Here is a 12093-nt window from a genome sequence, read left to right as displayed (position 1 = left end):
ATCCCCTCTCGGGAATCGACACTATCCGCGGTCGCCGACACTCTTGCCGAGCATGCCGCGACGCCACCCGTCCATGCGCTGCTGCGCGAAGGTCGTCCCGAGCTCGTGGCGCATCTCGGGATGCTCCGCCCAGAACCGGATGGAGGCGTAGATGAGCCACGCGTGGGCGCGGAAGCCGCTGATGTTCAGGTCGAGCAGGATCTCGTCGTCGACGGCTCGGAGTTCGACGGACGGGGTGAAGTCCCCCGTCGTCTCGTCGACGGCCGACACCGTCGGAGCGACGCGCGCGATGCGGGCCCAGTCGATGTCGTCCGTGTCATCGAGGTAGTAGCGGGTCACACCCGACGGTCCGATCCCGACGCCGATCGGCAGCCGACCGAAGGATGCCGCGCGCCACGTCGAGACGATCGCGATGCTGCCCGCCAGGAGGACCACGAGAGCCCCCAGGAGCAGCGGGATGAGCCAGATGAGGGCGAGGGCGGCATCCGTCGTCACGGACCGGACGATCGCCCAGACGAACGCCGCGGTCGACACGACGCCCGCCACGGTGAACCACGCGCTCACCCACGACCCGGCACCGCGCTCGCGGAAGAAGTGCACCCACGAGTCGGGAGGGCGCTTCTCCGCTCGCGTCAGGGCGACGGCGTTGAGGAGTTCCGGCATGCCCCGTTCACCGCCGGCGCGCTCGAAGTGGACGCCGAACCCGAGCGTCGCGCCCGCGAAGACGAGCACCCACCACGTCGCGGCACCGACGTTCCCGCCGAGCACCGCGAACGCGAGCGCCGCAGCGCTCCCGAGCACGACCAGGCTGTAGATCACGACCGTCCACGGACGGATGCGGGTGGGCGTGCCGACCCGCCAGTCCTTCGGGAGCGGATACGGCGGCGGGAGCGGCGGGTATCCGCCGGCACGGGTGGGCACCTGACGATGAAAGCACAGGCTGCCGCACGCGGGCGGGCACCTGACAGACTGGAGCCGTGACCCAGGACCTCCCGTTCGAGAACCCCTACCGGCACGGTTTCGCGCGCGTCGCCGCGTGCACGGTGCCGGTCGCGATCGCCGATCCGGCGACCAACGCCGAGGCGGTCCTGACCAGCGCCCGCGCCTGCCACGACGAGGGTGTGGCCGTCGCCGTCTTCCCCGAACTCGGCCTCTCGGGGTACGCGATCGAGGACCTCGTCATGCAGGACGTCGTGCTCGACGCCGTCCTCACGGCCATCGAGACGCTCGTCGCGGCATCCGTCGACCTCTCCCCCCTCCTCGTCGTCGGCGCACCGCTGCGCATCCAGAACCGGCTCTACAACTGCGCCGTCGTCATCCACCGCGGGCGCGTGCTCGGCGTCGCGCCCAAGTCGCACCTGCCCACCTACCGCGAGTTCTACGAATCCCGCTGGTACGCGCGCGGCGACGGCGCACCCGACACCGTGACGCTTGCGGGCGACGAGGTGCCGGTCGGTACCGACCTGCTCTTCGAGGCGACCGACGTCCCCGGACTCGTCGTCCACGCCGAGATCTGCGAGGACTTCTGGGTGCCGGTGCCGCCGTCCTCGCACGCGGCCCTCGCCGGCGCGACCGTCCTCCTGAACCTCTCGGGCAGCCCGATCACGATCGCCCGCGCCGAGGACCGCCGCGTCCTCGCGCAGTCGCAGTCCTTCCGCTGCCTCGCCGCCTACGTGTACGCCGCCGCCGGCCAGGGCGAGTCGACGAACGACGTCTCGTGGGACGGGCAGACGCTGATCTACGAGAACGGCACGCTCCTCGCCGAGACCGAGCGCTTCCCCGACGGACCGCGGCACGCGATCGCCGACATCGACCTCGATCGCCTCCGCCAGGATCGCCTGCGTCAGGGCACCTTCGAAGACAACGCCCGCAGCGAATCCACCTGGTCGAATCGCATCCCCTTCACGGTCGGGCCCGCGGCATCCGTCTCGGGGCTCCGCCGCCCGCTCGACCGGTTCCCCTTCGTGCCGGACGACCCCGCCCGCCTCGACCTCGACTGCTACGAGGCCTTCAACATCCAGGTGTCGGGTCTCGAGCAGCGCCTCCGCGCGATCGGGCAGCCGAAGCCCGTGATCGGCGTCTCGGGCGGGCTCGACTCGACCCACGCCCTCCTCGTCGTCGCGCGCGCCATGGACCGTATGGGACGCCCGCGCAGCGACATCCTCGCCTTCACGATGCCGGGCTTCGCGACCGGCGAGCACACGAAGTCGAACGCGATCGCCCTCGCCGAGGCGATCGGCGCGACGATCGAGACGATCGACATCCGTCCGATGGCGACCGAGCTGCTGGCCGGGCTCGGGCATCCGTTCGCGAAGGGCGAGCCCGTCTACGACGTGACGTTCGAGAACGTGCAGGCCGGCGCCCGCACCGACTTCCTGTTCCGCCTCGCCAACCAGCGCGGCGGCGTGGTCATCGGCACGTCGGACCTGTCGGAGCTCGCCCTCGGCTGGGCGACCTACGGCGTCGGCGATCACATGGCCCACTACGGCGTCAACGCGGGCGTGCCCAAGACCCTCATCCAGCACCTCATCCGCTGGGTGATCGCGCACAGCGACGAGTCGGGCGCGACTCTGACCGACCGTGCGAAGGAGGTGCTCCAGGCCGTCCTCGACACCGAGATCAGCCCCGAGCTCGTGCCGGCCGGTCAGGACGGCAAAGTCCAGTCGACCGAGAGCACGATCGGGCCGTACGCCCTGCACGACTTCACGCTCTTCCACGTGCTCCGCTACGGCTTCCGCCCGTCGAAGATCGTCTTCCTCGCCGAGCACGCCTGGTCGGATGCGGAGACCGGAGCGTGGCCTCCGGGCTTCCCCGCCGACGACCGGTTCGCCTACGACCGCGCGACCATCGTGCGGTGGATGCGGGTCTTCCTGAAGCGCTACTTCGGGTTCGCGCAGTTCAAACGCAGCGCCGTCCCGAACGCGCCGAAGGTGTCGCCCGCCGGCTCACTCTCGCCGCGCGGCGACTGGCGGGCACCGTCCGACGGCAACGCGACGGCGTGGCTCGCGGAGCTCGATGCGGCCTTCCCCGGCGAAGCGTCCTGATCCACGGTGGGATGATGGTTCGGTGAAGCTCCTCGTCGCCGCTCTGGATTCCGAACTCGTCGCCTTCCCCGAGGAGCTCCCCGGCTTCGACCGGCTCGTCACCGGGCCCGGCAAGCTGCAGGCCACGTACGCCCTGACGCGAGCGCTGGACCGCGCGAGCTACGACGAGATCGTGGTCGTCGGCACCGCCGGATCGGTGGATGCCGAGACGGTGGGTGTGCACGAGGTGACCACCGCCCTGCAGCACGACGTGTCGGACGTCGACGGTGTCGCAGGTCAGCACGTCTCGCTGCCGCCGACGGTGTCGATCGCCGGCCGCGAGGGGACGACGATCGCGACGGGCGACCACTTCGTCGACGACGCCGACACGGTCGAGGCGATCCGCGCCCTCGGCGGAACACTCGTCGACATGGAGGCATACGCCTACATCTGGGTGGCCCAGCAGTTCGGTGTGCCGATCCGCATCCTGAAGGCGGTCTCTGACAGCGCGCAGGACGATGCGATCACCGACTGGCGTGACGCCGTCGCGATCTGCAGCGGTCAGCTGCGCGAGCGCATCAGCGAGCTGTACGGCGTCTGACGTCCGCGAGAGACCTCAGGCGTCCCGGCGGCTGAACAGCGAACGCAGCACGAAGAAGACGATCAGCGCGACGATGGCGATGATGACGAGCTTCGCGGCGACGAAGACGAGCTTCAGCACCACGTCGACGACGATCCACGCGATGATCACCGCGACGACGACGCCGAGGATGGTCCAGATCGTGCCTTTTCTCATGCCTTCAGCCTAAGGGCTGCGCCACGACGTCCTGCCGGACGATGCTGGGGCCTTCGGGGGTCGCCTCGACGACGAGCTGGGCGGGGATCTGCTCCTTCATCGCCTCGACGTGGCTGATGACGCCCACGATACGGCCGCCGGCACGCAGCTCGTCGAGCGTCCGCATCGCGAGCTCGAGTGTCTCGGGGTCGAGCGAGCCGAAGCCCTCGTCGATGAACAGCGTGTCGAGCCGGATGCCGCCGGCACGCGACGTGACCACTTCGGCGAGTCCCAGGGCGAGCGCGAGCGAGGCCAGGAAGGTCTCGCCGCCCGAGAGCGACTGCGGCGAGCGGAGCCGTCCCGTGTGCGCGTCGAGGACCTCGATGGACAGACCGGATGCCGCGCCCCGAGCCTGCTTCGCATCGGAGTGACGCAGGGTGTACCGGCCCGACGACATCTCGGCCAGGCGCAGGTTCGCGGCGGCGACGATCTCCTCGAGCTCGGCCGCGAGGACGAAGGTCTCGAGGTCCATCTTCATCGTGTTGGGAGCCCTGCCCGCGACGGTGTCGGCGAGACGCGTGATCGCGGCGGCATCCTCGGCCTGGCTCGCAACGGCGCCCGCGGCGGCGTCGATGCGCTCGACCAGGTCGCGCAGGCCCGTCGCGACGTTGACGGAGTCGGCCTCGGCGGCGATCGCGGCGGAGCGGGCCTCGTCCGCCTCGGCCGCTGCGCGTGCCGCGGCGGCCAGGGCTTCGGGCTCGACGTGTGCGTCGACGGTCTCGAGTTCGAGTTCGAGAGCGCGCGCCCGCGCGGCGTTGAGGGCGGCGGCGTGCTCCTCGACCCGATGCGCGAGTCGGCTCGTCTCGTGGGCCGGCAGCAACGCCGCGACGACGTCGTCGAGGGTCTCGAACACCGTGTCGGCGATGCGCGCGTCGCGGTCGCCCGCGGCGGCGTCCGCCGCCTCTCGACGGGTCTGCTCGTCTCGACGGGCTTCGAGCAGACGCGCAGCGAGACGGCGGAGCTCCTCATCGGCGGCGATGCGCGCGGCGACGCTCTCGTGATCGCCGCGCGCCGCCTCGACCGCTCGCCGCGCGGTCTGGAGCGTGCCCTCGACCGTCGCGAGCTCTTCGCGCAGAGCGCCCGCGCGCTCTCGAAGAGCAGCTGTTTCGCGGACGGCGTCTGCCTCGAGCGCGTCGATCTGCTCGGCGTCGCGCGTCAGTTCGTCGACGCGCGAACGCGCCGCCGCAGCGGCCGCGAGCTCGTCGTCGAGGTCGGCCAGGGCGGCAGCCAGATCGTCGGCCCCGCGACCGCCTGCCGTGGCCGCGGCCGTCGTGACGGCTTCTCGCGCTGCGGCGGCCGCCCTCGCGGCATCCTTCTCCGCCGCTGCCGCGTCGTCCCGCGCCTTCTCGGCGGCTGCGAGGTCGTCGTCGGTGACCGGTTCGCTGTCGTGCACGGCCGGGCGGGGGTGCGTCGTCGAGCCGCAGACCGCGCACGGTTCACCGTCGACGAGGGATGCCGCGAGCTCGCCCGCGTACCCGCGCAAGCGGCGGCGGAGCAATTCTCCGACGCGAGCTGATGCCGCGGCGGAGGCCGCGTTGGCGTCGACGTACGCGGCGTCGGCGTCGGCCGCGCGGGGAGTCAGTCGCTCGAGCGACCGGGCGGCGTCGAGTCGCGCGGCGAGATCGATGCGCGAGGCGGCGAGGTCATCGTGCCGCCCCGCGATGGCGCGAGCTTCTGCGAGCTGTTTCGCCGCGCGCTGCCTGCGCTCGGGAACGGCCGAGAGCACGGCATCCAGGTCGCGGAGTGCCTCGTCCAAGCCGGCCAGCTCGTCGCGGCGACGCTGCTGTGCGTCACCGAGGGCCGCGGCATCCCGTTCCGCCTCGGCGGCAGCCTGGGCGCGGGCGATGCGGCTCGTGAGATCGTCGACCGTCGCGGCGAGGTCGTCGTCCGGCGAACCGCCCGCGGCGTTGCAGGCGTCCTCTGCGGCACGACGATCCGTCTGCGCCGCAGCCAGCACTCCCGCCGCACGCGTCGCGTTCTCGACGGGAGCGCGCAGCGCCTCCGCAGCGCGTGCCCGGTCGAGGCGCCCCCGAAGGGCGTCAATCTCGGGGGACTCGGACTCGCGCGCGGAGAGATCCGTGCGCGCCTTCTCAAGGTCGGCAAGACGCTCCGCGATCTGGACGAGCCGCCGATGCTCGGCGGCCGCCGCCTCGGCCCGGGACGTCGCGACCGCTCGTTCGTTACCGCGGGCGTCGACCCGGTACTCGGCTCGGGCGAGTGCGCGCTCGACGGCGTCCTTACGTCCGAGGACGTCGGATTCGAGGGGCGCGTCGCCCTTATCGGTCCCGTGGAGGTCGTGGGCCGCGACCTCGCGCTCGGCGACCTCGAGGAGTGTGCGCACCCGGGCGCCGGTCTCGTCGAGCCGCTTCTGCGCGTCGCGCCGTCGCTCGTCGAGAGCGTCTTTGTACGCCTCGAAGCGCTTGGTCCCGAAGAGGGTGCGAAGCAGCTGCTGGCGTTCAGCGTTGGCCGCGAGCAGGAACCGGGAGAACTTGTTCTGCGCGAGCAGGATGACCTGCTGGAACTGCTGCGCGCTGAGCCCGAGCACCTCGTCGAGGGCGATCCCGACCTCGCGCTGCTTTGCGGCACGTCCGACCCACCGGTCGTCGACCCACTCCTCGAGCTCGGCGCGCGCCGGTTCGAGGGTCAGACCGCCGCCGCGTTTGGCGGGCCGCTCGTATTCGGGCGCGCGCGTCACGCGCCAGCGGGTGCCCCCGACCGTGAACTCGAGGCGCACCTCGGTCGGGTCGGTGAGGAAGCTGTGGTCGCTCCGGAGACGCCGGTCGCCGCCCTCGTAGCGCGGTACCGAGCCGTAGAGGGCGAAGCTGACGCCGTCCAGGATGCTGGATTTGCCGGCGCCCGTGCGCCCCGAAATCAGGAAGAGACCGTCGGCGTCGAAGGCGTCGAAGTCGACGACCTGACGCTCGCGGAACGGCCCGAACCCGGTGAGTTCGAGGCGGTGCAGCTTCACGCCATCGCCTCCTGGCGCACGCGCTCGTCGAGCACCTCGTCGATGAGCCCGGCCTCGCGCTCGGTCGCCCCCTGCCCCTCTCGCACGTGCTCGAGGAAGGCCTCGACCAACTCGCGGTCGGAGCGCGCCGCGCGGACGCGGTCGACGTAGGTCGCCGTGTCGCCGGTGCGGACCTTGGCAGGCGCGTGCACGACCTTCGCGCAGAAGGGGAACCGCTGCTGCAGCCGACGGAGCGGGTCGGCCTCGGGCAGATCGTCGGTGTACTCGACGCACACCCATGCCTCCGCATGCGCGGCGAGCGCCTCGTCGGCCAGGATCTCGGCGAACGGACCGCGGAGCGTCACGAGGCGACGGGGAACCGGCAGGTCGAGCCACTCGACGCCGGCGAGGCCGTCGGCATCCAGGTCGATGAGCCAGGAGCCGCGGGGCTTGTCGCCCTCGCCGAAGCTGTAGTGCAGAGGCGCGCCGGCGTAGCGGACACTCTCGGACAGACGCTGCCGCCCGTGGATGTGCCCGAGCGCCATGTAGTCGACACCGTCGAAGGTCGACAGCGGCACGACGTCGAGACCGCCCTGCTGGATGTCGCGCTCGAGCTGAGGCGTCGGCTCGACGCCCGCGGCGAAGCAGTGCGCGATCGCCACCGACCGCCCGCCCCGTTCGGCGAGGTCGGCGCGGACGAGGTCCATCGCCCGCCCGAGGACGGCGGCCTGGGTCCGCACCCCCTCCCACCGGTGACGCAGGAGCGCCGGCTCGAGGTACGGGATGCCGTAGAACCGCACCGGCCCGTCGGCGTCCTCGATCGTGAGCGGGGTGCCGACGGCATCCGGATCGGTCAGGACGTGGATGCCGTCGCGCAGCAGCCCTGCCTGGAACCCGAGCCGCGCCGCGGAGTCGTGGTTGCCGCTCGTGACGATGACCCGTGCACCCGCGTCGGCGATGCCGCGGAGGACGTCGGACAGGAGCGTGTACGACGCGGCGGCCGGGGTCGCGGAGTCGAACACGTCACCCGCGACGATCACGACGTCGACGCCGTGCTCGCGGACCTGCGCCGTCAGTTCGCTCAGCACACCTCGGAGCGCATTGAGCGTGGAGTGACCGTGGAAGGTCCGCCCGATGTGCCAGTCGGAGGTGTGCAGGATGCGCATGCTCACACGCTAGGTCGAGGCTCCGACATCGCCGCCGAGGCGTGCCGCGCAGGCGTCACTCGGAGGCGGGAGACATCGCTCCTCGACGACGCAGGTTGATCAGATCGACGACCGAGATGAGGGTCGCGATCGCCAGGAAGAGCCCGACCGCCGCCATCCCGTAGGCGTACGCGTCGTGGAAGACGGCGAGGGATTCGAGGCCGGCATCCGATTCGCGGTAGATCGTCGCGTAGAACAGGGACAGTCCGATGGCGGTGCCGACGGCGGTGCCCACGCGCTGGCCGAGCTGGCCGACGGATCCCGCGAGTCCGCCTTCGCGGACCGGGATCTCGGACAGGGTGAGGGTCTGGTTCGGCGAGACCACGAGGCCACCTCCCGCGCCCGCGACCAGGAGCGCGGCGGCCATGCCGTAGGCGACGGTCTCGGGCGGCATCGTGTACGCCACGATCGTGAGCGCCACGACGCTGACGAGGACGGTCAGCAGCCCGATGGTCACCAGCTGGCGACCGAACCGGTTGACGAGCAGTCCGCCGTAATACGACGAGAAGGCGCTCGCGACCGCGAAGCCGATCGAGACCATGCCCGCGAAGACCGGCTCGAGGCCCACACCGATCTGCAGGAACAGCGTCCCCAGCAGGAACATCGGCGGGATCGCGGTGAAGTAGGCGACCACCACGAACGTGCCGTTTCGATACGAGGGGATGCGGAACATCCGGAACGGGATGAGGGGCTGACGGCCGGATGCAGCGTACCGCCGCTCCCACCAGAAGAACAGCGTCGCGAACAGGACGAAGGCCGTCAGGAGCCACCAGCGGTTGGGGTCGTCATCGGGCGAGCCGGTCGTGAACAGGAACGGCCACATCAACGAGATGACCGTGAACGCGAAGAGGACGATGCCGACCGGATCGAGCTGCAGGCGCTTTCCGCTCGCGGTGCGCGTCTGCGGCAGCAGCCAGATGACGCCGGCGAGCACGAGCAGGCAGAGGGGCACGTTGAACCAGAAGATGCCGCGCCACCCGTCGGTCTCTCCGCCGATCGCGATCATCAGTCCGCCGAGGGTGGGTCCGAACGCGGTCGCGATGCCGATCGTCGCACCGAAGAGGCCGAATGCACGGCCGCGTTCCTTGCCCGTGAACAGCTGCTGGATCGTGCCCATGACCTGCGGCATCTGGATGCCGGCCGCGATGCCCTGCACGAGTCGGGCCGCCATGAGCACCTCGATGCTCGGCGCGAGTGCGCACGCGGCGCTCGTGAGGGTGAAGAGGCTGAGGCCGATGATGAAGAGGGCCTTGCGCGACCGCTGGTCTCCGAGGCGGCCGAACGGGACGAGTGCGAGGCCGAAGGTGAGGATGTACCCCGAGACGACGAGCTGCAGCTGGGTCGAGGTCGCACCGAGGGAGGTCTCGATGGCGGGGAGCCCGACGTTGACCTTGCTGAGGTCGAGGATCGTGAACGCGGCCACCGACACGCAGACCCAGAACGCCCGCCAGCGCTGCGAGGAGGACAGGGGGATGCTGGCTGTTACAGGCGATGTCATGACCGTCCCACGTTACCGGCAGCCCGGCGGACGAGGGCGATGTCAGGATGCGGCGACGCGCTCCGCCTTCTTCCGGTCCTGGAACTCCCGGAGGGCCTCGTAGCGGTCCGCGGAGCGGGCACGGCGCTTCTCCGCCTCTTCATCGCGATCCTTCGGAGGGACCGTCGACACGAGGTCGTCCAGGAGCCGTCGCGTCGCCGCGGCGATCTCGTCGACGGCGCGGTCGAACGCCTCGGTGTTCGCCTGCGACGGTTTGTTCATCCCGCTGATCTTGCGGACGAACTGCAGCGCGGCGTCGCGGCACTCGGCATCCGTCGCCGCCGGCTCGAAATTGTGGAGCGGAACGATGTTGCGGCACATGGCCGTCACGGTACGCCCGCGAGTCCGCGTCCACCAGGGGGCTTACTCGGCGCGACGATCCGCCTGCTCATCCGTCAGCACGTCGGGGTCGAGGCCCTGCTGGATCTCGGCGCTCTCGACGAACTGGTCGGATGCGGGCTCCGGCATCGGGGCACCTTCGCCCCGGCCTCGATCGGCCTCGTCGGCCGCTTCCTTCTGCTCATTCGTGACGGCACCGGAGGCGACGACGGCGGTGTCCTCCTCCGCCCATCCACCGGCGGCGGCCGCTTCGCTCGTCCGGTCGGTTGCGTCGTTGTCCATGGCCGTCTCCTCGTCGTGGTCGTTTAGCCATGCTCGCCCGGATGCGTCGGGCGGTCGATGGGCTTGACCCGGTCGCCGGGTCGCGACTACGAACGAAGAGGACGGGGCGGAGGGAACGGGATGTCGGGACACGGTCGGGACACGGCGGGCGGGCCGTTCGTGGTGACCCTCGTCGTCGACCTGCCGATCACGAAGCCCGACGCTCTGGAGACGATCGCGTTCGCGTGCGACGGTGTCGTCGAGCATGCGCGTACCGCCTATCCGCGCGTGAGCCTCTCCCCCGGCGCGTGGGCGGAAGTCCAGATCCCCAAGTTCGCCGACCCGCCACCGCTCGCCATCGACGTCTGCTCCGACGAGTCGACAGCAGTCGCCCGGGCCGCCGCCGACAGGCTCATGGGAGCACTCGAGAACCTGGGCTGGCGGATCCGCGATCCGAAGCCCGGTGAGGCCTAGGCCGTCCGCCGCTCCTTCAGGAGGGACTCGTGACCCGGGTTCGCGTCGAACCAGTCGGCGACGTACCAGCAGACGGGGATGACGCGCCGATCACCACGGCGTTCGAGGTCCGAGACCACCCGCCGCACCAACTCTCCCGCGTACCCGGACCCACGGAAAGTGGGGATCGTGTACGCACGGGTCAACGCGATCGTCGTGCCGTCGTCGTTGTAATCGAGGATGCTGACGAGATCCTTACCGCGGTGCAGGCTGTACCGCGCGGCATCCTTCTCGTCGGTGAAGATCAGCTCGCTCATGCGCTCACGCTACGCCGATCGCCGGGTGCCACACACGATCTCCGACGGATTGAGCAATCTGTCACATTCCGTCATGCGGCGCTCCTCGGGGGCGGGCGGTTTGACACATCCCGACGCGGTTCGTCATAATCGGCCACATGACTGACTTCGCACGCACTCTGTCCGCCCGGGAGGCGAACGGAACTGCCGGCATCATGATGCCGCAGCGTGCTGTCATGTGTTGCCGAATGTGTCGCTGACACGGTGATCCCCGCCGGGTCGCGCCGCCGTTTCTGAACACGGCGAGTCCGACCCCCGAGACTCCAGCTTTGCCGCCCACAACGCGGATGCCGGTTTCTCGCACATCGGCCTATGAGAGGCCACCCGCGCAACACTCTCGAACCCGCGTCCCGCTCCGGGTTCCCCCTTCGAAGGACATCGCCATGTCGACCTCCGCTCTCCTCTCCGCCCCCGCCGCTCCCCGTCACCTCCGCGCCGTCGAGGACATCGCCACCCCGCCTGCGACGGAGCGCCCCGTTCCTAAGGGACTCCCGGCCGGCACCGCCCCCCGCGGGTTCGCCCTCTACGTCGGTCTCGACGAGCTGAAGGCCGCCGCTGACGGCGTCAGCCTCTCGGTCATCGTCGATGCGCTCCGCCGGACGATCGCCGAGCTCGCCCCGTCTGCCGAGACCCACGCGACGGTCGCCCTCGCCCCGGTCGGCGCCGGTGGCCGCGACGTCGACGTCGTGCGACTCGCCCTGCACGAGCCCGCCGCCGTCGCCCGCACCAAGCCCGAAGAGCCCCTCGACGAGCACGTGCCCGGTGGCGTGACGATCGACATCTCCCGTCGCCGCGTGCACATCGACGGCGAGACCGCGTCGCTCACCTTCAAGGAGTTCGAGCTGCTGCAGTACCTCGTGCTGCGCGAGGGCCGCACCATCGAGCGCACCGAGCTCGTCTCATCGCTGTGGAGCCACACCGACGGCGACGACGCTCCCGGCGAGCGCACGATCGACGTCCACGTCCGCCGCCTGCGCTCCAAGCTCGGCCGCTACGAGGACATCGTCCGCACGGTGCGCGGCATCGGCTACCGCTTCGACCGGCACGCCGACGTCGTGATCCGCTACGGCCACGGCACCCCCTCGCCCGACCGCTTCTGATCAGGCCGCTGTCGGCGCCCGGACGTAGGGTGTCGGC

The 12093-nt window shown here is 70.8% G+C and carries 12 protein-coding genes; 4 read left to right on the top strand and 8 right to left on the bottom strand.

From position 1 onward, the window contains the following. Window positions 1–21: 21 nt before the first annotated feature. Entirely contained in the window at window positions 22–921 is a 900-nt protein-coding gene (locus tag MRBLMI1x_RS05545; protein ID WP_363456984.1) for a hypothetical protein, read from the bottom strand. Window positions 922–977: 56 nt separating this feature from the next. Between MRBLMI1x_RS05545 and MRBLMI1x_RS05540 the strand changes: the two genes are divergently transcribed. After that, window positions 978–3044: an NAD(+) synthase gene (locus MRBLMI1x_RS05540; RefSeq protein WP_018186831.1), complete on the top strand. Its 2067-nt coding sequence runs from the start codon at window positions 978–980 to the stop codon at window positions 3042–3044. A 22-nt stretch (window positions 3045–3066) separates the two neighbouring features. Next, on the top strand, window positions 3067–3624 hold the full coding sequence (locus MRBLMI1x_RS05535) for a nucleosidase (RefSeq protein ID WP_018186830.1): 558 nt from the start codon (window positions 3067–3069) through the stop codon (window positions 3622–3624). Between the two features lie 15 nt (window positions 3625–3639). On the opposite strand, the gene MRBLMI1x_RS05530 is transcribed toward MRBLMI1x_RS05535, so the two are convergent. Genes MRBLMI1x_RS05530 through MRBLMI1x_RS05505 form a run of 6 tightly spaced genes read right to left on the bottom strand, consistent with a single transcriptional unit; the run spans window position 3640 to window position 10168 of the window. Next, the gene (locus MRBLMI1x_RS05530; protein WP_363456980.1) at window positions 3640–3819 is read right to left on the bottom strand and encodes a hypothetical protein; all 180 of its coding nucleotides are present in this window, start codon (window positions 3817–3819) and stop codon (window positions 3640–3642) included. 4 nt (window positions 3820–3823) lie between these two features. Next, window positions 3824–6826, bottom strand: coding sequence for an SMC family ATPase (locus MRBLMI1x_RS05525; RefSeq protein ID WP_363456977.1), 3003 nt, complete (start codon window positions 6824–6826; stop codon window positions 3824–3826). Beyond that, the gene (locus MRBLMI1x_RS05520) at window positions 6823–7971 is read right to left on the bottom strand and encodes an exonuclease SbcCD subunit D (protein WP_363456974.1); all 1149 of its coding nucleotides are present in this window, start codon (window positions 7969–7971) and stop codon (window positions 6823–6825) included. Before MRBLMI1x_RS05520 ends, MRBLMI1x_RS05525 begins: the two co-directional genes overlap by 4 nt. Before the next feature lie 55 nt (window positions 7972–8026). Further along, entirely contained in the window at window positions 8027–9508 is a 1482-nt protein-coding gene (locus tag MRBLMI1x_RS05515; RefSeq protein ID WP_363456971.1) for an MFS transporter, read from the bottom strand. Window positions 9509–9550: 42 nt separating this feature from the next. After that, window positions 9551–9868, bottom strand: coding sequence for a DUF2277 domain-containing protein (locus MRBLMI1x_RS05510; protein ID WP_116228165.1), 318 nt, complete (start codon window positions 9866–9868; stop codon window positions 9551–9553). Between the two features lie 42 nt (window positions 9869–9910). Beyond that, entirely contained in the window at window positions 9911–10168 is a 258-nt protein-coding gene (locus MRBLMI1x_RS05505) for a hypothetical protein (RefSeq protein ID WP_116228164.1), read from the bottom strand. A gap of 120 nt (window positions 10169–10288) precedes the next feature. Here MRBLMI1x_RS05505 and MRBLMI1x_RS05500 point away from each other — a divergent pair, with 120 nt between their 5' ends. Further along, window positions 10289–10621 (top strand): hypothetical protein, encoded by a 333-nt coding sequence (locus tag MRBLMI1x_RS05500; RefSeq protein ID WP_363456967.1) that lies wholly within the window; start codon window positions 10289–10291, stop codon window positions 10619–10621. On the opposite strand, the gene MRBLMI1x_RS05495 is transcribed toward MRBLMI1x_RS05500, so the two are convergent. After that, the gene (locus MRBLMI1x_RS05495; RefSeq protein ID WP_018186822.1) at window positions 10618–10917 is read right to left on the bottom strand and encodes a GNAT family N-acetyltransferase; all 300 of its coding nucleotides are present in this window, start codon (window positions 10915–10917) and stop codon (window positions 10618–10620) included. The two genes, MRBLMI1x_RS05500 and MRBLMI1x_RS05495, sit on opposite strands and share 4 nt — an antisense overlap. A 422-nt stretch (window positions 10918–11339) precedes the next feature. Here MRBLMI1x_RS05495 and MRBLMI1x_RS05490 point away from each other — a divergent pair, with 422 nt between their 5' ends. Continuing rightward, window positions 11340–12056: a winged helix-turn-helix domain-containing protein gene (locus tag MRBLMI1x_RS05490; RefSeq protein ID WP_363456963.1), complete on the top strand. Its 717-nt coding sequence runs from the start codon at window positions 11340–11342 to the stop codon at window positions 12054–12056. Window positions 12057–12093 lie beyond the last annotated feature (37 nt).

It is taken from the genome of Microbacterium sp. LMI1x-1-1.1 (assembly GCF_040676205.1).
Lineage (GTDB): Bacteria > Actinomycetota > Actinomycetes > Actinomycetales > Microbacteriaceae > Microbacterium > Microbacterium aquilitoris.
The sequence above is the reverse complement of the archived record's forward strand: the minus strand, read 5'-3'. Positions and strand labels throughout refer to the sequence as shown.